26 protein-coding genes are annotated in these 25,259 nt (G+C 38.2%); 16 read left to right on the plus strand and 10 right to left on the minus strand.

What is annotated here, in order from left to right; translation table 11 throughout:
• Positions 1-237: 237 nt before the first annotated feature.
• Complete coding sequence (locus C9J45_RS02940) at positions 238-804, plus strand: C40 family peptidase (protein ID WP_107287105.1); 567 nt, start codon at positions 238-240, stop codon at positions 802-804.
• Between the two features lie 286 nt (positions 805-1,090).
• Here C9J45_RS02940 and C9J45_RS02945 read toward each other — a convergent pair whose 3' ends face one another.
• The 3 genes from C9J45_RS02945 to C9J45_RS02955 form a co-directional block, all read right to left on the minus strand.
• Positions 1,091-2,266 carry an amino acid permease gene (locus C9J45_RS02945; protein ID WP_107206307.1) on the minus strand — a complete coding sequence of 392 codons (1,176 nt, stop codon included), beginning with the start codon at positions 2,264-2,266 and terminating at the stop codon, positions 1,091-1,093.
• A 416-nt stretch (positions 2,267-2,682) separates the two neighbouring features.
• Positions 2,683-2,925 (minus strand): hypothetical protein, encoded by a 243-nt coding sequence (locus C9J45_RS02950; RefSeq protein ID WP_107206306.1) that lies wholly within the window; start codon positions 2,923-2,925, stop codon positions 2,683-2,685.
• 186 nt (positions 2,926-3,111) lie between these two features.
• Positions 3,112-3,495, minus strand: a complete 384-nt coding sequence (locus C9J45_RS02955; protein ID WP_107206305.1) for a DUF805 domain-containing protein — start codon at positions 3,493-3,495, stop codon at positions 3,112-3,114.
• Positions 3,496-3,765: 270 nt separating this feature from the next.
• Between C9J45_RS02955 and C9J45_RS02960 the strand changes: the two genes are divergently transcribed.
• Positions 3,766-6,306 carry an Ig-like domain-containing protein gene (locus C9J45_RS02960; RefSeq protein ID WP_107292128.1) on the plus strand — a complete coding sequence of 847 codons (2,541 nt, stop codon included), beginning with the start codon at positions 3,766-3,768 and terminating at the stop codon, positions 6,304-6,306.
• Between the two features lie 82 nt (positions 6,307-6,388).
• On the opposite strand, the gene C9J45_RS02965 is transcribed toward C9J45_RS02960, so the two are convergent.
• The 3 genes from C9J45_RS02965 to C9J45_RS02975 form a co-directional block, all read right to left on the minus strand.
• The gene (locus tag C9J45_RS02965) at positions 6,389-6,664 is read right to left on the minus strand and encodes a hypothetical protein (protein WP_107287107.1); all 276 of its coding nucleotides are present in this window, start codon (positions 6,662-6,664) and stop codon (positions 6,389-6,391) included.
• Between the two features lie 101 nt (positions 6,665-6,765).
• Complete coding sequence (locus C9J45_RS02970; RefSeq protein WP_107292129.1) at positions 6,766-8,031, minus strand: NupC/NupG family nucleoside CNT transporter; 1,266 nt, start codon at positions 8,029-8,031, stop codon at positions 6,766-6,768.
• 310 nt (positions 8,032-8,341) lie between these two features.
• Positions 8,342-9,256, minus strand: coding sequence for a LysR family transcriptional regulator (locus tag C9J45_RS02975; protein ID WP_107206301.1), 915 nt, complete (start codon positions 9,254-9,256; stop codon positions 8,342-8,344).
• Between the two features lie 450 nt (positions 9,257-9,706).
• On the opposite strand from C9J45_RS02975, the gene C9J45_RS02980 reads away from it, so the two are divergent.
• From C9J45_RS02980 to metR, 9 genes are all read left to right on the plus strand, one after another.
• Positions 9,707-10,528 (plus strand): phosphate ABC transporter substrate-binding protein, encoded by an 822-nt coding sequence (locus C9J45_RS02980; RefSeq protein WP_107206300.1) that lies wholly within the window; start codon positions 9,707-9,709, stop codon positions 10,526-10,528.
• A gap of 86 nt (positions 10,529-10,614) precedes the next feature.
• Entirely contained in the window at positions 10,615-11,526 is a 912-nt protein-coding gene (gene pstC, locus C9J45_RS02985) for a phosphate ABC transporter permease subunit PstC (protein ID WP_107206299.1), read from the plus strand.
• 5 nt (positions 11,527-11,531) lie between these two features.
• Positions 11,532-12,419 carry a phosphate ABC transporter permease PstA gene (gene pstA / locus C9J45_RS02990; RefSeq protein ID WP_107206298.1) on the plus strand — a complete coding sequence of 296 codons (888 nt, stop codon included), beginning with the start codon at positions 11,532-11,534 and terminating at the stop codon, positions 12,417-12,419.
• Between the two features lie 16 nt (positions 12,420-12,435).
• The gene (pstB, locus tag C9J45_RS02995; protein WP_107206297.1) at positions 12,436-13,185 is read left to right on the plus strand and encodes a phosphate ABC transporter ATP-binding protein PstB; all 750 of its coding nucleotides are present in this window, start codon (positions 12,436-12,438) and stop codon (positions 13,183-13,185) included.
• A 177-nt stretch (positions 13,186-13,362) separates the two neighbouring features.
• A complete protein-coding gene (locus C9J45_RS03000) occupies positions 13,363-13,998 on the plus strand; it encodes an alternative oxidase (protein ID WP_105059943.1) in 636 nt (211 codons plus the stop codon).
• Between the two features lie 25 nt (positions 13,999-14,023).
• Entirely contained in the window at positions 14,024-14,359 is a 336-nt protein-coding gene (locus tag C9J45_RS03005; protein WP_045084364.1) for a DUF1971 domain-containing protein, read from the plus strand.
• A 244-nt stretch (positions 14,360-14,603) separates the two neighbouring features.
• Positions 14,604-16,256 (plus strand): mechanosensitive ion channel family protein, encoded by a 1,653-nt coding sequence (locus tag C9J45_RS03010; RefSeq protein ID WP_107290539.1) that lies wholly within the window; start codon positions 14,604-14,606, stop codon positions 16,254-16,256.
• Between the two features lie 335 nt (positions 16,257-16,591).
• Positions 16,592-17,041, plus strand: a complete 450-nt coding sequence (locus tag C9J45_RS03015) for an META domain-containing protein (RefSeq protein ID WP_107206294.1) — start codon at positions 16,592-16,594, stop codon at positions 17,039-17,041.
• 380 nt (positions 17,042-17,421) lie between these two features.
• Positions 17,422-18,333: an HTH-type transcriptional regulator MetR gene (metR, locus tag C9J45_RS03020; RefSeq protein ID WP_107206293.1), complete on the plus strand. Its 912-nt coding sequence runs from the start codon at positions 17,422-17,424 to the stop codon at positions 18,331-18,333.
• 51 nt (positions 18,334-18,384) lie between these two features.
• Here the strand turns inward: metR and C9J45_RS03025 are convergent, their stop codons facing one another.
• Positions 18,385-18,573, minus strand: coding sequence for a DUF4250 domain-containing protein (locus tag C9J45_RS03025; RefSeq protein ID WP_005368511.1), 189 nt, complete (start codon positions 18,571-18,573; stop codon positions 18,385-18,387).
• A 134-nt stretch (positions 18,574-18,707) separates the two neighbouring features.
• Positions 18,708-19,376, minus strand: coding sequence for a hypothetical protein (locus tag C9J45_RS03030; RefSeq protein WP_107292130.1), 669 nt, complete (start codon positions 19,374-19,376; stop codon positions 18,708-18,710).
• 289 nt (positions 19,377-19,665) lie between these two features.
• Here C9J45_RS03030 and C9J45_RS03035 point away from each other — a divergent pair, with 289 nt between their 5' ends.
• A complete protein-coding gene (locus C9J45_RS03035; protein WP_107206291.1) occupies positions 19,666-20,022 on the plus strand; it encodes a hypothetical protein in 357 nt (118 codons plus the stop codon).
• A gap of 6 nt (positions 20,023-20,028) precedes the next feature.
• Here C9J45_RS03035 and C9J45_RS03040 read toward each other — a convergent pair whose 3' ends face one another.
• On the minus strand, positions 20,029-20,211 hold the full coding sequence (locus C9J45_RS03040; protein WP_107206473.1) for a hypothetical protein: 183 nt from the start codon (positions 20,209-20,211) through the stop codon (positions 20,029-20,031).
• A 183-nt stretch (positions 20,212-20,394) separates the two neighbouring features.
• Here C9J45_RS03040 and C9J45_RS03045 point away from each other — a divergent pair, with 183 nt between their 5' ends.
• Positions 20,395-20,811: a hypothetical protein gene (locus tag C9J45_RS03045; RefSeq protein WP_107206290.1), complete on the plus strand. Its 417-nt coding sequence runs from the start codon at positions 20,395-20,397 to the stop codon at positions 20,809-20,811.
• A gap of 54 nt (positions 20,812-20,865) precedes the next feature.
• On the opposite strand, the gene C9J45_RS03050 is transcribed toward C9J45_RS03045, so the two are convergent.
• A complete protein-coding gene (locus tag C9J45_RS03050; RefSeq protein ID WP_107206289.1) occupies positions 20,866-22,074 on the minus strand; it encodes an MFS transporter in 1,209 nt (402 codons plus the stop codon).
• A gap of 158 nt (positions 22,075-22,232) precedes the next feature.
• On the opposite strand from C9J45_RS03050, the gene C9J45_RS03055 reads away from it, so the two are divergent.
• The 3 genes from C9J45_RS03055 (at position 22,233) to C9J45_RS03065 (ending at position 25,247) form a co-directional block, all read left to right on the plus strand.
• Complete coding sequence (locus C9J45_RS03055) at positions 22,233-23,111, plus strand: LysR family transcriptional regulator (RefSeq protein WP_107206288.1); 879 nt, start codon at positions 22,233-22,235, stop codon at positions 23,109-23,111.
• Positions 23,112-23,431: 320 nt separating this feature from the next.
• Positions 23,432-24,799, plus strand: coding sequence for an anaerobic C4-dicarboxylate transporter DcuC (gene dcuC / locus C9J45_RS03060; protein WP_107206287.1), 1,368 nt, complete (start codon positions 23,432-23,434; stop codon positions 24,797-24,799).
• A 109-nt stretch (positions 24,800-24,908) separates the two neighbouring features.
• Positions 24,909-25,247 (plus strand): hypothetical protein, encoded by a 339-nt coding sequence (locus C9J45_RS03065; protein WP_107292131.1) that lies wholly within the window; start codon positions 24,909-24,911, stop codon positions 25,245-25,247.
• Positions 25,248-25,259 lie beyond the last annotated feature (12 nt).

A 25,259-nucleotide genomic window follows, 5' to 3' on the forward strand; every position in this document is an offset into this window, starting at 1 on the left:
TGACATATCAATAACTTATAGTAACAAAACGGATTATGTATTTCGTTTTACTCCCTAAAAGCACTAATATTTAAATAAAATACAATAGGTTACATAATTAATTTTTATTTTTGTTGATCATCGATAACTTAATCACCTTGATGTGAAGGGATTCAAGTAAAAAATTAACACAACTTTCATCTAACCGTTATGATGAGCTATCTTTTCCTTTTTTAAACAGCAAGCGCACATAAAGTTATGACATTACCTAAATCCTCAGTGGCACTTATCACCTGTTCTCTTTTTTTTCTTACTGCTTGTGAATCAACGGTAAATGCATCACCACAGCCCGAAGCGCTCTCAAAACAACCTATGGTAGCTAAAACAGTTATTAAGCCATCCGTTACCCCTATCTCAAACACTGAGTTAAAAAAAGAACAAGACATGATCAACTTCGCACGTAAGTATCTTGGTACAAAGTATGTGTGGGGTGGGACAACGCCTAAAGGTTTTGATTGCTCAGGTTTCATTAAATATGTTTATAACAAGTACGATATTTCAATACCTCGTACAACAGCGGCTTACCCTAATCTTTATGATAAAAAAGTATCACTAAAAAACGCCAAAGTAGGTGATCTTATTGTTTTCACAGGAACAAATCCGAAGATTCGTAAACCAGGTCATGCTGGTATTATTACTGAAGTGGGTAAAAACACATTGAAATTTGTTCATAGCTCTTCATCTAAAAAGCATTTTGGTGTGACTGAAACCGACTATTACAAAAGTGGTTATCCAAAGCGTTACTTAACAGTAATCAAAATGTAGCACAGATAATCGAGCAATTTAGCGATAAAAGGAGCACCATGCTCCCTTTATCTGTAATCATTTCTTTACACTGTAAGATTTCCTAAAATTCTCATCATCTAGCCCTACTACCAGAAACTTTGTATTATTTGGAAAAATAACAGTGTGTGCTAGCGATACTCCTATCGCACTCCAATAGTCACTCTCTGTTTGGTATGTCTAAGTCGGTCACTTAATACATACCTAGAATAAGGGGCTGATAGATCGGTCAATCTATCAGCCCCACACTTTTACTATTACGCTTAGTTTAAATAACTTGCGCTCCAATCAAGAACAAACCAAAGCCAAAACAAACCATCATTGCAATTTGCCCACCTCCAACTTCGTAATACGCATCATTACTTATTGCTGTTTGTGTCTTACCCTCTGCTTTTCTTAAGTTAAGAGCCATCATCATAGGGATAAACACTGCAATAAACACCATAATTAAGCCCGCATAACTTAATACTGCTAAAAATTTATCTGCAGCAAATATGGCGCCTAATAATGGAAGAATAAAGGTTAAAACATACGTCACCGCACGATTTTGTTTAAATAAATCAATATTTTGGTCAAATAATGAAAGAGCTACACCAAAGAATGAAGTCAGCAACGCTAGTCCCGTAAATAATGAAAGAATGACATGGATTCCTTCAAATCGAGTGGCCAGCACATTAATTAGCTCGGAAACATTATTGAACTGTGTTAATTGCTCGTACGATAAACTTCCCACAACAGCGTAAAGCCACAATAAGTAGCACACAAGTGGAATAAACGAGCCTAGTAAAACCATATTGCGTAATTGCGCATGTGTCGCTTTGTCGTTATAAGACACTAATGATGGAATAACAGGAAAAAATCCAAAACTGGTAAATAACACAGCACTGGTTTTGATTAGATCAATACTACTGTCATTTGTTGCAGTGAAAAAGTGTGCTAGTGACATATTTGGCACTAAGGCAAAGAGCGTAATAATAAGCACTGCTAACATTAAGAGAAATAACACACGATTAAGCTTGTCAATCACACCAGTACCAGCCGCGACAATACCACCAGCAATAACAGCAAACAAAATTTGACTTTGAACTAACGAGATATCTAAATCTAAATTCAGTACCATTTTATGCACTAAGTCGCCGGCACCAATGATGTAAGCCATTAATAAACATATTAATAGTGCGTATAACAAGCCATTAGTGATTAACTGTCCACCCTTTCCTAATGATTGTTTCGCGATAGTGTTCATACCTAAACCACCGCGAACTTTAATACTGGCTTCAAGTAATAATAATGCTGAATACGTTGTACCACTCCAAATAATCAACATTAAAATTGTGCCTGACAATAAGCCAAACTGAGCCAATACCATTGGAATAGCGAGCATTCCTGCACCGAGTGCTGTACCCGCAATAATCAGCGAGCTACCTATTAATTTTAAATTCACACAATACCCTTACTTTATATATGCAACACAAAGCCTCAGCTTATGGCTGCGTATTATCAAATGATTTTAATCTTTAGATTGTCGGCTAATTAATAGCCGTGACTAAATCGAGATGAATATAAAGATAGGTTCGAAAAGACAGCCAACGAGCATTGTCGTTGAACTTGATGAATAGAAAAGTTACACAACATTAATCGTACTCCAAAAACGATATTAATAATGATGAGTGGTCATGATGTTTCATTTCGGTCAAAACGAACATCACTCATCTGTTGCAATACTAAAACACATTTCTAAAGAATGAAATAATAGATTATATCCTCAGACCAGCAATCTGCTTATATAAGCCTTCAGGGCTTGCCACCAATAGGCTTATAGAATGCTTTAACGAGAGCACTACTCAGAATAATGGGTTATCACCCCACGTGCTTTTCTGAAGCAAGGCTAACGAGAGTTAAGCGGTTAAATGAACCTGGTTTTACAGCAATTAAGCTACCGTCGCCAAACTGAATACCATCAAAGAACTGAGTACCCCATTTCACACGCTTAAAGTGTGCATAACGCGCTTTTGAATATACGGTTTCTAAAGCGTTCAACGCACCTTCACGCTTTACTTGCTCTTGAATTGCTTTACTTAATAATTTATCAGCAATAAGCATCGTTGCCTCCTACAAAAATAACCGCGCTTTCCATATTCGCTCATTTCTTTTTACCAAACACACTAAGATATGCAAGGGGACGTTTATCAATTTATACTTTTTTTCATTGGCTGCTTAAATTTCACACATAAAAAAGCCCAGAACTTTTGTCTGAGCTTTACGTTCAATATAATGATTAATTGGTATTTACACCGTGAATGAACCTTCATTTTGTTTTGGGTTGGGACCAAATCGGTTATCACCTGGCTTGCTGTCTTGTACCATAAAATAGATCAGCACTAAGATACCAACAATCGGAACAAACATGATCAGTGCCCACCAACCGGTACGATCTTGATCATGTAAACGACGGACAATCACGGCAATATTAGGGATAACAATAAACAGTGAATATAATGCCGCTAATACGCCATAGTCATCCCCAATGGTTGGTAAACCTAAAAGACTATCAGCAAACCCTAGTGCCATACTGATCAAAGCGCTAAAAAGCGTAAAAAACCAAAACTCTTTACGGCGTGAACGACCATTAAACTGTGCATATTTTTTTAAAACAGCAAGATACCAATCCATTTTTCTTCCTTTAGTCCGATATTTCTAGGCTAATAAACCTCTTACACAAAATGTATTCCTTTTTACAATCATAGCCAAGCAATTTTAACTATCTCTTTGTTGTGAGACCGCTCAAAAATAAAAATGACATTCACTTTGTATTCTATTTACACTGTGAGTGACTTAATAAAGCTTAAAAGTTAAGCACCTTGTTTTTAACATTTATTCACTTTCTCTCGCATTATTATTCTACTCACTTTCGAGGAATTTTAACTGCAATAGGGATAGACAATGCAAAAGACACTTCTTACCTGTGCGTTAGCCGTCGCCTTTAGCACATCACATGCTTACGCGGCAGATTGTTCTAATATCGCCAAATGGCAAGCAAATATAGCCTATAATGGCGGTAGCCAAGTCCAACAAGACAACAACATCTATAATGCAAATTGGTGGTCTCAAGGCAATCAGCCTTCAAATCACTCAGGCCCTTGGCAAGAATGGACATTAGTAGACAGCTGCATGAGCAGTGGGAATCAAGATCCATCCGTAACACTGATCTCACCGCTTAATAATGCACAATTAACCGCGCAAACAGATATTACGTTAGCTGCCAACGCAAGTGATAAAGACGGTTCTATTCAACATGTTGAGTTTTTCATAAACCAACAATCTATTGCAGTTGTCGATACAGCCCCATACCAAATTAATTGGACAACGGTGCTTGGTAACTACACCATTACAGCCACAGCAACGGATAATGAAAATGCCACTAAAACAGATGTTGTGAATATTAGTGTCGTTTCAGCGAGTGAAAACCTTGCGCCAAGTATTTCAATTAGTTCACCAACATCTGATACTCCTATTTCTGAAGGCGATACGGTAACGATCACAGCCAATGCCGAAGATAAAGATGGCTCCGTCACTCAGGTAGCGTTCTTTGTTGATAACCAACTAATCGCAACAAGTTCTTCAGCCCCATTTACAGCGCAATGGACATCAACGGCGGGTAATCATCAAATTACAGCCAAAGCAACAGACAATGAAAATAGTACAACCACATCAAGTGCGATAACTCTTACTGTTGATGACGTTATTGTTGGTGGTGGTTGTGGTGATATTCCAACCTTTAAATCTGGTACTGATTATCTAGCAGGTGATTTGGTAGAAAGTAATAATCATAAATACCGTTGTGACATCGCAGGTTGGTGTTCATCATCATCTGATTGGGCTTATAAGCCTGGTGAGGGACAGTATTGGACAGATGCATGGACAGATTTAGGAATTTGCGCCATTGCTCCTGACGTTAAGATCACCTCTCTTAGTGATCAACAAACGGTATTAGCAGGAACGACTCTGACGATTGATGCTGATGCTACTGATGCCGATGGTACTATCGAACAAGTCAGTTTCTATGCTAACGAACAACTTATTGACACCGTTCTTACAGCCCCTTATAGCACACAGTGGTTAGCATCAGATTTAGGTAATACCACGATTAAAGCCGTTGCCACTGATAATGAAGCGAACACGAATGAAGCTAGCGCTACGGTTACTGTAAGCGATCAGGCTCTTGTTACTAGCTTAACATCTCCAAGTAGTGGCTCTGTTGTCACACTAGGTAAAGCACTCACCCTTTCAGCAACAGCGACAGCACTAACCGGTGATGTTCGACAAGTTGATTTCATTATTAACGGCAATGTTGTTGCAACCGATAAAACTGCACCTTATAGCAGTTCTTGGACGGCGCAATCTGCAGGTAATTACACTGTCACAGCCCTCGCTACGAATGGTAACGGTGAAACCGCACTATCAACCGCAGCCAGTGTAAAAGTTCAAGAACCGATTGAGACTCAACATAACTTAATTGGCTATTGGCATAACTTCGTTAATGGCTCTGGCTGTCCAATACGTCTTCGTGATATTTCACCCGCTTGGGATATTATCGATATCGCATTTGCTGATAATGATCGCAACAGCGACGGTACTGTTCACTTTAATTTATACAACGGTGACATTCGCAGTAGTTGTGAGCCGCTTGATCCACAACAATTTAAAGATGATGTTCGTGAATTACGCGCACAAGGTAAAATCATCGTTCTTTCACTGGGTGGTGCTGAGGGTACTATCACTTTAAATAACGATGCCGACCAAGCAAACTTTGTTTCAAGCTTGACTGATATTATTAATGAGTGGGGATTTGACGGACTCGATATTGACTTAGAAAGTGGGTCAAACTTACTCCATGGCACAGAGATCCAAGCCCGTTTACCCGTTGCGTTAAAACAAATCGAAGCCAACATTGGTGGTGATATGTATTTAACCATGGCACCAGAACACCCTTATGTTCAAGGCGGCATGATTGCTTACTCAGGAATTTGGGGCGCTTACATCCCGATGATAAATGAGTTACGTGACATGCTAAATCTGCTGCATGTACAACTATATAACAACGGTGGTTTAGCAAATCCATATACGTCAGGAGTCGCCCCTGAAGGATCGGTTGATATGATGGTGGCATCAGTCAAAATGTTAGTAGAAGGGTTTGAACTGGCAGATGGCAGTCAATTTGCACCACTTCGCGATGATCAAGTTGCGATTGGCTTGCCGTCAGGACCAAGTTCTGCGAACTCTGGACAAGCACCAACACAAAATATTATTGATGCACTAGATTGTGTCACCAAAGGCAGTAGCTGTGGCTCGGTCGTACCGACTAAACTGTATCCTAACTTTGGCGGTGTAATGACGTGGTCAATTAACTGGGATGTTCATGATGGCTTTAATTTCTCAGGTCCTATCGGAGATAAGCTTCAACAAATGAATAGTCAACGTTAACCCGTATCCATATACGTGATAAAAAAACGCCAAGGTTGCTATTTATGCATCTTGGCGTTTTTCTTTGAAATAAGGAAAATCATTAATAGCGCTTAATTCGAACCACTTTCATCGTTTCAACTTCAAACCCTGCCACCATCATCACTTCAGGGTAATAGGTCATATTCACCTTACAGCCATTTAAACTTTGATATTTTTTTTTTCGTTTAAATTTAAATGGGACGTCGTAACCTTCAATCATCAACGTATGCAGGATCCACTCACCGTCTTCTCGCTGAGTATGTGAGCGAACTTTCAATCCATCGCTATGAATGAGTTCAGCATGTTTTGCTACAAGCTTATCCACATCAGATTTCATGATATTCGTTTCCTTTTTGTTATTTAATCGCGACTTGAAACACATATACAAAAACAGAGAGCCTCGGCTCTCTGTTTTTGTATTTTATTCTGCTTTCTATACTACAGTGAAAGAGGAATAAATAAACCTGCCAATGTCGCACTCATTAAATTAGCAAGTGTTGCAGCAAAAATAGCTTTCATACCTAAACGTGCAATCTCAGGACGACGTTGTGGGACAATACCACCTAAACCGCCCATTAACATTGCAATAGAGGTTAAGTTAGCAAAACCACACAATGCAAAGGTCACAATCGCTTGGGAGTGCTCACTTAATTTAGCGACAGTTTCTGGCTTCATTAAATCAGCGAATGCAATAAATTCATTAACGGCAATTTTAGTACCGATCAAACTTGCAGCCGTTGTTGCTTCTGACCATGGCACACCAATTAACCATGCAACAGGCGCAAATAGATAGCCAAAGATCATATCAAGGCTTAAATGATGTAAACCATCCCAGTTAAAACCTAACCACTGACCCAAAGAGGCTAACCAGTTACCAATATGACCTAAGCCGCCATTCACAAGCGCGATTAAACTGATAACCGCCAGTAAACTTGCGCCGACTGCCATAGCTATTTGTAAACCACTTAACGCACCACGAGAAGCGGCATCAACCATATTAACTGGTTCGTCTTCTTCACCATCGTCTTCTTCTTCCATGGTGTGAACACCTTCAGTCTGAGGAACAAGCAACTTTGCCATCATCAAACCTGCAGGAGCAGACATAAAGCTTGCTGCGATAAGGTACTTAAGCTGAACACCTAATCCCGCATATCCCACCATGGTACCACCAGCAACAGATGCTAAACCGCCAACCATTACTGCGAATAATTCTGAACGTGTCATTCGATCCAAAAATGGTCGAACAACTAAAGGCGCTTCCACTGAACCGACAAAAATATTAGCCGTTGCAGACATTGACTCTGTACGTGTTGTACCCAGTAGCTTTTGTAATATGCCACCAATCGTACTGATCACCCATTTCATAACGCCTAAGTAATACAGTACAGAAATTAGCGCAGAGAAAAACACAATTGAAGGCAAAACGTTAACAGCGAAAATGAAACCTAATTTAAATTGTGCTAATTGACCGAACAGAAATTCCGTACCTTCATGGCCATATTCAAGAATACCGGATACGGCACCAGATATGCTGTTTAAAACTACACGACCAATAGGAATGTATAAAATGAAGCCCGCAAAAATAACTTGAATACAAAATGCACCCAACACGCTACGCCAATTAATTGCACGACGATTTTCTGAAAATGAAAAACCAACGGCAAAAATAACAATAATGCCTAAGATGCCGACCAAATAATGCATGGTCAATCTCCAATGTGAAGTAGTAAACGATTGCGGGGGGATTCTATTGAGAAATAAAAACGTGACAAGGATCAAATTGTTATTACAATTAACAATCGAGAAACAAAAAACACAGGAAACGGCTACTTTTCAAGCTAAGCAAACGAAAAGCGTTTGATTGGTTCTTATATGGGATAGTATTGTTCCCATAATTTACAATTAGAAACATTTAAAACAGCGTTTAGCTAACCGTTTGCGTCACGCTGCTGTTTTTTACATCATATGATTGATGAAAATAAAGACTTACCAACATGAAAAGTTTAATGGCTCACTATACCTGACATGAGATATTCCCTAACGCGATATGTTCACGAATAAACTCAATAAAAAGATTCACCTTCGAGGGTAAATACTTATGGCGAGGATAAACTGCATACAATGGCATATGTTGTGTTAACTGCCAATCAGGCATTAACCGAATTAATTTACCTTGGCGGATTTCATCTTTTAATAAATACGTCGCTAAGTACCCTACTCCATTACCAGAAATGGTTGCATCGCGTATTGCATCAGCAGAATCCACTCGATAATTGCCCGTTACCTTCACCTGTTGTTCTTCATTACCTAAGCTGAAATTCCAAATATTGTCTTTACGCTCACGACTAAAATACGTAATACAATTGTGATGTTGTAAATCATCAGGATGATAAGGCACACCATATTTTGCTAAATAATCAGGGCTCGCGACTAAAACAAAATCACAATTAGTTAAGTGGCGAGCAACAAAACCTTGAGGAGGAGAATCCATAAAACCTATCCATAAGTCTAATTGCTCTGAGATCAAATCAACACGATGATCAAATAAGCTGAGTTCAAGATTAACTAATGGGTTTTGTTCATGAAATTCATTGATATAAGGCGCCACATGATTTGAAGCAAATGACTGGGCAATACCCACCCGTAATGATCCTTGCTGGCTATCACCAAAAATCAACAGCTCACTCTCAGCTTCATTAATTTCATCGACAACAACTTCGCAATGTTTCGCAAAAATTCGCCCTGATTCTGTTAACGCAAAAGAACGTGTTGTTCGCTGTACGAGTTGTACACCTAGACGTTCTTCTAATTGTTGAACCAGTTTACTCACTTGAGTACGCGAAATTTCCAGTAATTGAGCAGCCTTTGTAAAACTCTTCTGCTTGGTTAGAGCATTAAACACCACCATTTGCTGCGCTTTTTTTAACATCGATAGCCTTTATTAACATAAAAAGTCTGGTTAGGAAGTCATTACAATTTAACTATCCATTACAACCGTTCATTTTACTATAGATAAAGTGTCAAACAACTTTCTGATATAGAGGCTCATATTCATATCGTAAATAAGCTTTCATCTAACAACGATTAAGTTCTACGCATCGTAACATTCAATCTTTGAGCATATAAATAGGTGAAAAATCGCTCACAAGCAGCTGTAACTATATAAATTACCCCATAAAAACAAGATACCAAATAGCGATAAAGTACGCTTACCGCTTTAATAACATTCAATTAACGCCTCAATTAATCCCTATTAAGTATTTGTGACAACATTCATAGAGTGTTCAAAGTTCTGAAACATAAGTGTCACACAACTTTCCTAATCTTTGTCACGTTCATTTATATCTACAGTAATAAGCAACCACGAAGGACTAGGAAAATGAAAACAAAGATTATCGGTGCAATCGCTTTAGCAGGAACAATGGTAGCTAGCACTGCAGCAATTGCAGGTGAAACTATCTCTGTTGTAGGTTCAAGCTCAGTAACACCGCTTATGGAAGTTTTTGGTGAGACTTACGCGAAAGGAAACGATGTAACAGTAGAGGTTCAAGGCCCAGGTTCATCAGCTGGCATTCGTACTGCACACGATGGCTCAGCCGATTTTGGTATGTCTTCTCGTGCACTTAAAGCATCAGAAGAATCGCCTGAAGTACAAGAAGTGGTTATTGCTCGTGACGGTATCGCTGTTGTTGTTAATAACAACAACCCGGTTTCTGACCTAACAAAAGAGCAAGTTGCAAAAATCTATAAAGGTGAAGTAACTAACTGGAAACAAGTTGGCGGCGAAGATAAGCCAATCGTTGTTGCTACACGTGATACAGCATCAGGTACTCGTGGTGCTTTTGAAGACATCATGAAACTAAAGAAAAAAATCAATGGCGTTAAAGTTTCAGCTATTTCACAGAAAGCACAAGTTGCTAGTGGTAATGGTCAGCTGAAAACAACCGTTGCAAACAACCCATTTGCTATTGGTTATATCTCTTTAGGTTCAGTAGATAATACTGTTAAACCGCTAGCGATCGACGGTCACAAACCTTCTGTTGCTGCAATCAAGTCTGGTGACTACACAGTTCAACGTCCATTCCTTGTTGTGTTCAAAGAAGGCCGTCCATCTGCTGAAGCGCTAAAATTCCTATCTTGGATGAAATCAGCAGACGCACAGAAAATTGTTGAAAACAAAGGCTTCATTTCTACACATTAATTAGTATTTTACGCTCAGCTCATTAGGGCTGAGCGTTTTTTGTTTGTCAGTAACCGGTCACTTTTGTACTGGTTCTGGAGTAAGTAATGACCATCGCGAATATTGAAAAAACAGCAAAGAGCACTTCTTCGCTAAAATCAAAAAAACGAATTGATTGGCGAGAAATAGTCTTTAAAAATCTATTTATGCTAAGTGCCGCTATCGGCATTTTATCTCTTATTACCATTGGCTACTTTATTTTCCGCGAAGGTTATGCTGCCTTTGCGCAAGCTGGTGTAGCTGGTATCGTCCTTGGTACTGATTGGTTACCACCAGCGCTATACGGCATTGCACCAATGATCGTTGCATCACTGGTTTCAACGGCTGGTGCTGTTGTGTTAGGTGTACCCATTGGTGTTTTAACTGCTATTTTTATTGCAGAAGTAGCCCCAAAACGTCTAGCCGATTTAATTCGTCCAATGATCGAACTATTAGCTGGTATTCCTTCTGTCGTTTATGGTTTCTTTGGCTTAGTTATTATCGTGCCGCTTATCCAAGAAGTGTTTAATGTCCCTGCCGGTAACACTATTCTGGCGGGTATCATCGTGCTTGCCGTCATGATCTTACCAACAGTTATTACGGTATCTGAAACCTCTATTCGCGCTGTACCTCGTGCGTATAAAGAAGGGTCTTTAGCATTGGGAGCATCATCGATGTTCACCATTTTCAAACTACTGGTTCCGGCAGCTCGCTCAGGCATCATGACTGGCGTCATCTTAGGTGTTGCTCGTGCTCTAGGTGAAACGATGGCAATTATTATGGTGATGGGTAACTCCCCTGCTATGCCTGATGGTCTATTAGAGTCGGCACGTACACTAACGGCAAATATTGCTATCGAAATGTCTTACGCAACCGGTATTCACGCCAGTGCATTGTACGCTACAGGTATTGTCCTTCTGGTTTTCATCATGATGCTAAACGGCGCGCTTTTGTTTTTAAACCGTGAGCGTGCGAGGTAAAAGTTATGTCATTAACAGCAAATACATCGGTATTGGCCAAAGCCAACCCGCAAGCACAAAAACGTAAAGATCAGATCGCTTTATTTTTAATTTGGTTATCAGCAGGTATCACGGTTGGTTTTTTACTTTGGGTGATTTGGTACATTTTAAGTAATGGTCTAGCCCATGTTAATTGGTCCTTTATTACTTCTGGCTATACCACTATTGGTCAAGAGTCAGGAATTTGGCCAATGATCGTCTCAACTATCTATATGGTTATTGCTTCTATCTCAGTTGCAGCACCGTTAGGTATTATGACGGCTATCTACTTAACTGAATACGCAAAAGTAGGCAGTCGTTTAGTTAAAGTTATTCGATTCTGTACAGAATCACTCGCTGGTATTCCATCAATTATTTATGGTTTATTCGGTATGACATTCTTCGTGGTTGTTATGGGTTTTGGCTATTCAATTTTATCGGGTGCATTAACACTCAGTATTTTGATTCTGCCTGTTATTATTCGAACCACAGAAGAAGCACTAATGGCTGTTCCTCAAACCTACCGTGAAGGTTCTTATGGTTTAGGCGCATCTAAAATTTACACCATCTGGCGACTTATTCTTCCTAGTGCAATGCCAGGAATTGTAACAGCTATCATCCTCAGTGTCGGTCGTGTTATTGGCGAATCCGCACCGGTATTTATGACCGCAGGTATGGTTGCACGTATACCTGAAAGTGTTTTTGACTCTGGTCGAACGCTTACCGTGCACCTTTATAAGTTAACCCAAGAACTTTACACCGTTCATGAATGGAATCAGGCATACGGTACTGCCACTGTTCTTATTGTGATTGTTCTTATCATTAACTTAATTACCAAACTAATTGCGAGCCGTTTCAACACTGCGACTTACTAATTTTGAGGAAGATAAAATGAATAAATTTAATATTGAAAACCTAGATCTTTACTACGGTCAGAACCAAGCGCTAAAACAAATTAACTTACCGATTCCTAATCGTCAGGTAACGGCTCTTATTGGTCCATCAGGTTGTGGTAAATCTACCCTACTTCGTTGCCTTAACCGCATGAATGATCTTATTGAAGGCGTAAACATCAAAGGATCATTGACCATGGATAGTGAAGATGTTTATGGCAATATTGATGTCGCTCAGCTACGTATTAAAGTCGGCATGGTATTCCAAAAACCAAATCCATTCCCAATGAGCATTTACGAAAACGTTGCTTATGGTCTACGTGCACAAGGGGTTAAAGATAAAAAGACCCTTGATGAGATTGTCGAACAATCTCTTCGTGGTGCCGCATTATGGGACGAAGTAAAAGATCGTTTGAAATCACACGCATTTGGCCTATCAGGTGGTCAGCAGCAACGTTTATGTATTGCACGTACAATCGCAATGAAACCTGAAGTTATTTTGATGGATGAACCAACATCTGCACTTGATCCTATTGCGACCAAAAAAATTGAAGATTTAATGGAGTCACTGAAGAAAGATTTCACCATTGTTATCGTTACTCACTCAATGCAGCAAGCACGTCGTATCTCTGACCGTACTGCATTTTTCCTTATGGGTGAATTAGTAGAACATGATGAAACGCAAAACCTATTTAATAACCCTCAAGATGAACGCACTCGTGGTTATGTAAATGGTGATTTTGGTTAATTAATAGAAGTTAATTAACGTTCTTCCTCTTCGCATTTTTTAGAATAATAATAGCGATGGTACTTTTTGCCTCTTCCTTGTGAAGAGGCTTTTTTATATATGTTGCATTTTAAATACTTGTTTTAATAATTTAAACATGTATTATTAATACATGTTTAAGAAAGAGCGAGTAGTCCAATGTCAGATTTTGCTTTAACACACAGAGAAACCACTAAATTTTCTGAGCGCCTAGCGTATAAAATCACACAGCTTCTCAAGTATTCTCTTAATATTTTCTATGGCAAAAAATACGCTAAACGTGCTGTGATTTTAGAAACCATTGCTGCCGTACCAGGTATGGTTGCCGGTATGTTTAACCATTTAAAAGCCCTTCGCCGAATGAAAGATGATGAGGGGTGGATCAAAGAGTTATTAAGTGAAGCAGATAATGAACGTATGCACTTAATGATCTTTTTAGATATCGCTAAACCAAGCTGGGTTGAACGTGGACTTGTCTTATTAGGGCAAGCCGTTTTCATCTGTGTATACAGTATTATTTACCTCACTTCATCAAAGATTGCGCACCGTGTCGTGGGTTACTTTGAAGAGGAAGCTTGTAAAAGCTATACCGAATTTTTAGAAAAAATTGATAGTGGTGAACTTGAAAATGTCGCAGCGCCACAAATTGCAATTAACTACTATGAGTTACATGATGATGCAAAACTGCGAGATGTTGTATTAAGAATCAGAGAAGATGAAGCTAAACATCGCGATCGTAATCATAACTTTGCTGATTGTTATCAAAACAAGGATTTACCAGCTCACCAAGCCTAATCAAAAATAATATTGGAGAGAACTTATGGCATCTATTCCTAATAGCTTTATTAACTACAAATCAACCTCAGTATTTAATCGTGACACTGTGCCGAAAATGTTAGTTCATGAGCACAACACCCGTGAAGGTGTATACGGAAAAATTAGTGTTATATCTGGGACTCTGAAATTTTATGGCTTTACAGAAAGACGAGGAGAAATCGAACAAGAGGTTGTTATTCAGGCAAATGACTCACTCATCAGCCCGCCTCAATACTGGCATAAAGTTGAATTAATGACACCTGATACTCAATTTCAAGTCCATTTCTATGCAGACAAAGACAGTGAGATAGCGCGCCAAAACTTAAATGAACGTTCATAATAAAGTTACAATAAACCACGACAAGTCACTAAATTGTCGTGGTTTTCTATTTTTCATATCAACTTAAACGATTATTTGTACCATCCATTCTTCTTGTTGATTACTTGCAAATTTCTAACTTTCCGCTTTAAAACTAATATATAATCTGCGCCTATTTTCTCTAGCCAGCAAAAATATGCATTAATTGAATTGTATATATGGCTTTTCTTTGATTATGTTTACACCAGTAGGAGTTAACCGCATTATGCGCTTTCTGGTATTAATATTATTACTTGTGTCTTCTCTTAGCTTTGCCGAGAGTAAGACCGATACGTCCAAGCAAACCGTTAATCCTAAAGTAGAGCAACTACTTCAACTCAATAGTGAAATAGTAACCTTATCTAAGGAGACAACTACATTAACGGGATCTTCTCTCGATGTAGTCCGCTTACAAATACTAAATAAAAATAACGAACTTCGTGATATTCTCGCGAGTATGATTAAAAGCAACGATGTCGATAAAAAGTTGCTGTTAACACAAGTAGATAAACAAGTTGTATTTGTTAGAGAAGCCAATAAATTTCTTGATGAAAAATTAACACGAGATCAGGAAGTTCTCGATAAAGCTAAAGATGCTGACAAACTTGTTGCTTTAAAAACAATAGCTGAAACACGTCAGTTTTCAACTTCAATTCTAAAAGAAGAATGGCAAAATTATCAGTGGCTAGAAAAGCTAGGAAAACCAGCCCCACAAGCTGTAAAAGAATTAACCGACAAAATTGAGCACCGCCTAGCATTTACTTCAACATCTCTAACTTTTGATAGCCAAGCATTAGATGTTGCTAATAAGCAATTAAAATCAGCCAGTGAAAGTGAAAAAAGTACACTTCAACTTTCCCAGATCCTAGCTCAACGTCAAGTTGATAATGATACGACTAACTTAGAAAATCTGATTGAGATTGCAGATACGGTAGGTATTGATACTGCTGAGTACAAAAAACAACTATTCGAACAAACCGGTAACGTTACTGATGATTTGCTAAATAGCAAAGTTATTTGGTCTATCGCATCGGGTTGGACAACAGATCTAAAAGATTGGTTACTAAGCAACCTGCCACAAATGCTATTTAAAGTGTTTATTTTTGTTTTGATCATCTTTGCATTCAAAACATTGAAAAACATTGTAAGAAAAATGGTAAAGCGTGCAGTTTCTACAAAGAACTTAAACATGTCTATCTTGATGCAAGAGTTCTTTATCTCTATGTCAGGGAAAGCCGTTTTTGCTATTGGTTTGCTTATTGCTTTATCTCAAATTGGCCTAAACCTAGCCCCTATTCTAACGGGTTTCGGTGTTGCCGGTATTATTGTTGGTTTCGCATTACAAGATACGCTATCAAACTTCGCTGCAGGTATGATGCTACTGATTTACCGTCCATTTGATGTCGGTGATCTGGTTGAAGCTGGTGGTATTACGGGTAAAGTAAGTCATATGAGTCTTGTAAACACCACAATCAAAACATTCAGTAACGAGATGCTAATGATCCCAAATAGTAAAATTTGGGGTGATATCATAAAGAACGTAACGCACGAAAAAGTCCGTCGTGTAGACATGATCTTTGGTATTGGTTACAGCGATGACATTGAAAAAACAGAACGTGTGTTAAATGACATTGTTTCTGAGCATCCGGCAGTACTACGTAGCCCAGAGCCAACAATTAAATTACACACTCTAAACTCTTCATCTGTTGATTTTATCGTGCGCCCTTGGGTGAAAACAGACGATTACTGGGATGTTTACTGGGATATCACACGCGAAGTAAAAATGCGCTTTGACCGTGAAAATATCTCAATCCCATTCCCACAGCAAGATGTGCATCTTCATATGGTTGAAAAAGCAATTGAATCTAAAAAAGCTTAAATAGACCAAATAAGTATGGGCAAGGTATTACCTCATCTCTGTAATACCTGCCCTTTTTAGCGCTAGCTATATTCGTCATTTTATAACCATCACGTTATATCCATGCCTTCTCTCTTAAAACATGATTCATCAGCAATAACACGTTACAATATGAGAGATTTGGAATAATTAAATCTTCAAATAATCTTATACTTAGCATAACGAATTACATTTGGTTACGTAAATAAATGTAAAGTAATACTCTGGTAGAGTTATGTAAGCTATAGTTATTTATATAATGAAACAGTGTACAATAACGCCGACTTAAAAATAGAATTTATTCAGGAATGATTATTATGAAAAAGCGTCTTTTATCAGTTTTGGTACTTCCTTTGATGCTAACCGCTTGTGCAGGTAACAGTGCTATGAACTCAGCGCCACATAAAGTCACTGCAAACGAAATTAGCAATGGCAATTGGGAATTAGTTCAAATCGATCACAAAGCTCTTGCATTACAAGCACCTTTCCAAGCCCCTAGTCTAGAACTATCTTCGGATCTTGCCGCTAACGGTAACGCAGGGTGCAACCGTTACTTTGGTCAAGCAGAGCTTAAAGATGGACAACTACGCATTGAAAAAATGGGGATGACAATGATGCTTTGTCCTGACGATGCAATGAAAGTTGAGCAAACATTTTCAAAATCATTATCAGACTGGAACAAAGTTGCTATTTCTGGCGACACGCTGACACTAACAAATGCAAAACACACATTAACGTTCACGAAAAAAGTTGCTGATACTAAATAAGCATTTACTTTAGAAAAACAGACAGGCAGCCTTGAAGCTGCCTTTTTTATTTCTCTCTTTTACTTATTTATCCTACTGTTTTAATAAACTATTGACGTAGTAATTTCTGTACTGACCATATTTTCAAGTGCTGCTTCCGTTTCAACCTAGTTATGTGTTTTCAAACCACAATCAGAGTTGCAAAATTTTTGATTTGCTTTCTGTTGTCTACACGTTGACATCCAAATATTCACTTTGATTATGAATATTTCTCATGTTGATAGTATGGCGATATAAACTCATCCACGCTAATATGGACGTGTAGCCATCTAGATGTTTGGGTTATAGCAAAAAACGATAAGTTGATAAAAGAACACGCTTTCACAAGGACGTAGACAAGCATGATTGAATTAAAACATCTTAGAACATTATCAGTATTACGAGATACTGGCTCATTAACCGCGACAGCTAATACATTGTGTTTGACCCAATCAGCTCTTTCTCATCAATTAAAAGATCTGGAACAACGTCTTGGTGGTCAGCTATTTTTACGAAAAACTCGACCTGTAAAATTTACTGCAGAAGGTGATATTTTATTAAACCTTGCAGATACAATTATTCCGCAAATCACTCATGCAGAACATGAACTTGCTAACATAAAACAAGATGCTAATGGTCGCTTACATATGGCGATTGAATGCCATTCCTGTTTTCAATGGCTAATGCCTGCATTGAAGGAATATCAGGTGCAGTGGCCGGCTGTAACACTAGACTTCTCTTCAGGCTTTGGCTTCGAACCATTACCTGCTCTTGCTTGCGGTGAGCTCGATTTAGTGATCACGTCTGATATTCAGCCACGAAGCGAGATCCATTATGAACCTTTATTTGATTTTGAAATGCGATTAATCGTTAGTGTTAATTCCCCTTTAGCAGAAAAGCCTTTTATCACACCGCAAGATATTGCCGCTCACACCATGCTGAGTTATCCCGTACAAAAAAATCGTTTAGATGTCGTGAAACATTTCCTACAACCTGCTGGCATAGAGCCGAAAGCTTGGAAACAGGCGGATAATACTTTGATGCTTGTGCAAATGGTGTCGGCTGGATTAGGCGTTGCCGTACTACCTAATTGGGCTATTCATGATTTTGCGCAACAGGGGTTAGTCGTAAGTAAGCCGTTAGAGCAAGGCTTATGGCGACGTTTATTTGCTGCGATTAGAGCATCAGAACAGCAACGTCACTATCTACAAGCTTTTTTCGCAACGGCAAGGCAACAATGCCAGCTCCATTTAGAAGGTATTAAGTCGGCATAATTTAGACAAAATAAAAGCCTCACTTATGAGGCTAATTTATAGATTAATGTATTATCGGAATTGATTGGTTATTGGATCATACTGATAGCCTAGCTGTGCCAACTTATCTGTCAATTCGCCTTCATCTAGTTCATAACGACTTAATAATTCAGACATGCTACTGCATTCTAAACGTAAGCGTTCATTCACTATCCCAATGACAATATTGCCATCCATACTCAGTAGATTATTAATTTCCATACACCTTCCAGCTCCCTACATAATGGCTTAATTAAAAAGTATTCATGTTACTCATTAAGCATAGACGTAGATAACCAATACAAAAAAGCCGCTATAAAAGCGGCTCTATTTCATTGTTTTTAATATCGATAGTTTTAAAACAAAACTAACTGTAAGCCCGCAGAAAACATCAACACTACAAGCGCAATCACTAACTGCCAATTATTCACTTTTTTATTTAATAAGATGTGACCAGACCAAATCACCAAGCCAATCACCATTAATGCTAATGCCGTAATAATTTCTATCATATGGTGGCTTGTTGTTGCCTGACCGAGAGTCATGATCTGCCAGATCATAAATAAAATCGTTAATATTGCACTAATAAAACCGACAAACGGTAATATGCGGTGAAATGCCTGTAAACGCGTACGCGCAAAAGTCAGTAAAACATGGGCTAATGCACTACCATATAATGCGATAGCAACTAGGCTAATCGCAATTTCAGGCATATTTAAGGTGGGTAATAATACAAGCCAACAAATAAAGGCTAATACATCACTGCCATATAAAACTTTAATAGGCCCAGCATCACGTGTTTTCCCTGTTTTCACTTTCATCGTAAAGAACGCTAATGACAGTAAAGGTAACACGGCTAAAGGCTGTGCTATAGCGGCGAGTAACCAACCAACAAGCAATACTGGTAACATTTTATGAACACGACCACGTTGACCTGGGCAAATTTCGCCCTTCATCAAAACAATGGTAAGGATAAGTTGCGCACCAAGTAGCGCGGGCACAAGAAAGGTTAAGTAGCCTGCCATAATAAACGTCATTGAGTAGATAAAAAGTACAGCGATTATACCGAGTTATTCTGTGATGTGAATATATGGCTAGATTTTCTAAATTGAGGTTACATTTTAAAATAAACCAATAATGTCATTTATTCTATTTGAGACGCATTTTGCATATTTTATTAAAAACTTCTTAACTATAAGAATTTTTAATAATTAAGCCATCTTTCATAGTGAAAGCGATAAAATTAAAAAGAAGTTTAGCTATTTAGTCTTTAACTTCTTATCATCATAATTATTCAAACTGCAGGAGGTTTATATGAGAAAATCACAACTTCTCCCACTGTTATTGCTACTTAGCAGTTCACCCGTATTTTCCGCTATTTATTCTTGTGCTGACATACCATCAGGAAGAAATACCTTAGAAACCAATAACTCAGAAATTAATGCCTTTTATGTCATTAATTGTTCTGATCAAACCTTAACCTATAGTTACCAATATAACCCAGCTTCTTTTAACTCAGAACAGTTGCATGGTTTAGCGAAAGAAATGATAAAAAATATGCACTCAGATAAAGCGATTTTAAATAAACAATATCCTTTTGTTAATTTTCTCAGTTTTAAAATATATCATGGTTCAACATTATTAGATTCAGTCATTGAGAAAATAAAATGATCGTTTTTAATCTAACTCCATAAGCGCATCAAAAGCAGCATCATCATCAATCAATATATCAAGATTATATTCTGTTGCTGCGGCTCTAACTCGGCGATCAGGATCTGTCGATAAAATGTGAATAAATCGTCCTTGCTTAGCCAGTAGCAAGCGCTGCTTTACGGTTAGATCTTTTATTTTATTTTCCATTTTTAATGCACCATCCATATACACCATGTTTTATATAAGATACCTTAAATCACGTATAAAATATATATAAAACTTTAAATATCAGTATCACTGACTATGAATGGATTTATCATCATTCTAATAGCCTGATATACTAATAAAATAAGGTCTATCTCTCTTTACTTTACTTTACTGGACAAGGCTATGAAATTCTTTTCCCGCTTATCACTCACTATTTGTATTTTATGTATCAGCTTATTTTCATCTCTTGCTTTGGCTGCAAATAAAACACAGGACGTACATTTTCAAAAAGGTGCAACTAGCGCTGAATATCCTGCAAAAATAAAAGGTTACGATTTTAACGATTATGTTTTTTATGCAAAAAAAGGGCAGGCACTAACGGCAAAACTTCTGACAAAAAGTACGAAGTTGTGGATTAACCTATCTAATAAGCACTTAGAATCAGGCGTTGATCTCAGTGAATACTCTGAAGCACTCAATAAACAAGGCGCTTATATTCTGCCATACAGCGGTAAATACACCATTCGAGTTGGTCAATATCGTGCTTTTGCTCGTCGTGGTGAGCACAGTGATTTCACATTATTGATTGAAATAAAATAGTTAAAGTACGTTATAGATCCTGTCTATAACGTACTATCAATATCCACTAGATCATTATCCAAGTTGTTCTATTATTTGCGCTTTACTTTTTCCGGCTTCTCGGGCTAATAATCCACATAAAATAAACATTGCACTATAAAGTACCGTTCCACCAGCAACGACACTTTCCCATCGGCCATGCTGCCAACAGTAAATTAATAAGAAGCCCCCTACACTACCGCCCACATAGTAATGCACTAAATACATCGCTGTTGCTGTAGCTTTAGCAACTTGTGCGTGTTTACTGACCCATGCATAAGCAAGTGAATGAGTAAAGAAAGCGCCAGAACTAATCAGTAATAAGCTAATGATGATCATTGGACGTGATTCAATTAGACCTAACCACATTCCTAGAAAACTAATCACTCCACCTAATAATATGCCACTCACAGGACTAAATCTGTTAGCCCATTTACCGCTGAATCTTGATGTAAATGTGCCACTTAAATAGCAAAGGAAGATTAAAGCAGCCCAGCTCAATGGTAAATTAAACGGTGCCGCGACCAATCTAAAACCAGATACCGAATAAAGGTTAACAAATAGCGCAAAGTTAATACCGCCAATCAACATAGCGATCCATAATATAGGTTGCTTTATATGCTGTACCAAATGCTTGCCATGAACGCGAAAGCCTTGGCGATTAGGCTTAAAGTGTTGCTGTTTAGGTAATAACTTGATCACAATGATTGCACCAACCAAACTAAAACCAGCCAATCCTAATACGGCGAGATGCCAGCTATAGTGCTCACTGACAATACCGCCATATAATCGCCCAACGATCCCCCCTAGTGAATTCGCACTAATATAGCTTCCCACCGCAACCATAAGTGCTTTAGGTGTAAATTCTTCAGCCATATAAGCAACAGCAACAGCAATAAAGCCAGCAACAGAAATCCCCATTACAGCTCTTAAAATGGTAAGAGTGATTAAACTATTGCTAAAAGCCATGATGCTTCCAACGACGGGTAATAATGACAAACTCACTAACATAATCACACGCCGTCCGACAATTTCAGAAGCAATCGCCCAAGGGATCAAGCACACGGCTAACATTAATGTCGTTGCCGCTAGTATCCAATTAATAGCTGTCGCACTCACACCAAATTCTTGTGCCATAAGTGGCAGCATAGGCTGAAATAAATAAAGGTTACAAAACACAATAAAAGAACCTAATGCCAATGCAAAACAAGCTTTTTTATAATGAGACGAATGGAGTTCAATCATATATTCACCAGAAAATAATGCTCAATACATTACCCATATCATTGAGATAAGCATTAACGTGGGAAGAATTATCTATCAAAGAGCAGTTACGGTATCAATTGCCATGCAATAATGAAAATATATAATATATATAATCATAATAACTTTGGTTTATAGCTATGGATTCTCGACAACTTACCTATTTTGTCGCACTAGCAGAAACAAATAATTTTACGCGAGCAGCTGAAAAGTTACACATTGCTCAACCCGCGCTCAGCATGACAATCAAAAAACTAGAGCAACAACTGGGCTTGTGCTTATTTTCACGTAATGAACGCAAAGTAGAATTAACCGATGAAGGAAAAGTATTACTTCTTCACGCCAAAGCGATTATTCAGAAAATTAATGATGCACAAACCGCAATGGCTGAATTACGAGGATTAGAAAAAGGAGAAGTGCGTGTCGGTATTCCAAGCATGTTAGGCTCATATTTCTTTCCAGAAATCATTATGGGCTTTAAGAGTCAATATCCACATTTAAAACTGAGTATTGTAGAGGCTGGCACTCAATCAATCAGAAAGATGATCATTGATGGTGAGTTAGATTTTGGTGTGATCATTAATCATGAACTGCCTGATTCATTGCATCCAGAGCCGCTATTGAAATCACAAATGGTTGCTGTAGTTTCAGAGAATCATGAATTCTCAAAATATAAATCCCTTTCTTTTTCTGATTTTTTCAACCAAGAGCTAGTCATGTTTAAACATGGCTATTTTCATCGAGAAACAATCGATAGCATCTGTGAGAAATACCATTTCACACCTAACATTTCATTTGAAACTAACTTACTGGCGATGATTTTTAAAATCGTGAGACAAGATTTCGCCATCACTACATTACTAGAGATGGTGACAGAGTATGAACCAAAGCTTGTCCCAATTCCTTTTGAACAACCGATCTTACTTGATATCGTGATGGCATGGCGTAAAACAGGATATTTATCATTAGCTGATCAAGCATTTATTGATTATGTAAAGCAGCACTGCTGCCAACAATAATTGCATTCTATAAATATCATTCAACACTGCAATAGTTAAGTCGCTTTATCTTATTAATCGAGTTGATATTAAATCTTATTATCTCTTAATAGAAAACAATATGAATATTGTTATTTAACAGTTAGATAGTAACAACATTCAATTAATCACTATATTATTTATCATAAAATTAACAATCAACAGTAAATACTGTTTTAGATCATAACTTATCTGATTAAATCTCGTTAATAATTTTATTTTTAGTTACATTACTAGCAGCAAATACCACCACATAGTAACAACTTTTTACAATTAGATTTAAAATGAAATAAGGAGTCTTCATGACGGAGCTATTAATAGGCTTGGTGATCACCATCGCCGTTGGCTATTACATTGTTAAAGGATATAAAGCTGCAGGAGTATTACTCACCGCGGGAGTTTCGTTATTAATTATTGCAGGCTTATTAGGTCATTCTGTTTTACCTGCAAAAGTTGCATCAACAGGTAATTTATTCACCGATTCTCTTGAGTATGTAAAATACATGCTGCAGTACCGTGGTGGCGGCTTAGGTCTACAAATCATGTTGTTATGCGGTTTCGCATCATACATGACCCACATTGGTGCTAATAATGTCGTGGTAAAACAATTTTCAAAACCTTTGTCATTAATTAAATCGCCTTACGTACTATTAGTTGCTGCTTATATTGTTGCTTGTTTAATGTCTCTTGCCGTGAGCTCTGCAACTGGTCTTGGTGTGCTATTAATGGCGACACTATTCCCAATGATGACTGCTATGGGTATTTCTCGCCCAGCGGCAGCGGCAGTCTGTGCCTCCCCTGCTGCGATCATCCTATCGCCAACGTCAGGTGATGTGGTGGTTGCTGCGGAAAAAGCAGGTTTACCATTACACGTGTTTGCCGTTGAAACCGTATTACCAGTTTCTATCAGTGCCATTATTGTAATGGCGGTCGCTGCTTTCTTCTGGAACAAATATCTTGATAAGAAAAACAACACACCAATGGAGCGTGTTGATATTTCTGAAATGGAAGTGACAGCGCCTGGGTATTACTCAATTTTACCTTTCATGCCAATCATTGGGGTATTCCTATTTAATGGTGAAACTATCCCTGGCCTAAAAATCGATATTTACACCATTGTTGTGTTATCTATTACCATTGGTGCAATTGTCGATTTTCTGACTAATCGCTTAAACGGCAAAGTTACACTTGAAAATCTAGAATCTTGCTACGCAGGTATGGGTGATGCATTCAAAGGCGTAGTGATGCTATTGGTCGCAGCTGGTGTGTTTGCGCAAGGCTTAATGTCTGTTGGTGCCATTGATAACCTACTCGCATTGGCTGATAAAGCGGGTGCCGGTGGCGTCGCGCTAATGCTATTACTAACAGCACTAACGGTTGCCGCTGCTATTGCAACAGGCTCAGGTAATGCGCCTTTCTATGCCTTTGTTGAACTTGCACCTCAACTTGCGGGTAAGTTAGGTTTAAACCCTGCATTCCTTATCATCCCTATGCTTCAAGCATCAAACTTAGGTCGTACTATCTCACCGGTATCAGGTGTTATTGTTGCAACCTCTGGTATGGCGAAAATCAGCCCATTCGATGTGGTTAAACGTACTGTTGTACCTGTGGTGTGTGGCTTAATTACCGTCATTTTAGGTACTGTCGTGCTTGTACCTATGTACGCTTAATCGAAATTAATATGATAAATACTCAAGCCTGTAGAGCGCTCTACAGGCTTTTTTTATTGCTTCTAAAACGGCAGAATAACCACTCAACCATCGATTAAAGTTAACTACAGTGGATAAACAACAAGCTATTTATCAAATTATGAGTTTTGGCCCTGAACGTGACAATGCCTTTTCTGTCTACCTTAATGCAGAGTCATCGGCTCAAGACACACCATTTATTGTTACTAAATCTTTGCTCATTCAAGTACTGAATAAATACTTAACGCAAGAGATTGATGATGACGATCTTGAACAATGGGCGAATTTGATCAATTTTCGTGACGATATTAATGGCGATGCGATTGAAGATTGGCTCTTTGCGTTAGGCAATCAAGAAATGATGGGAAATCACGGAAATAAAAAAGCGAACATTGAACGTATGCTCGCTTTACTCAGTTATCAAGAATAATTTATCACCGAT

Source organism: Photobacterium sp. GB-1, from assembly GCF_003026165.1.
Classification (GTDB): Bacteria; Pseudomonadota; Gammaproteobacteria; order Enterobacterales; family Vibrionaceae; genus Photobacterium.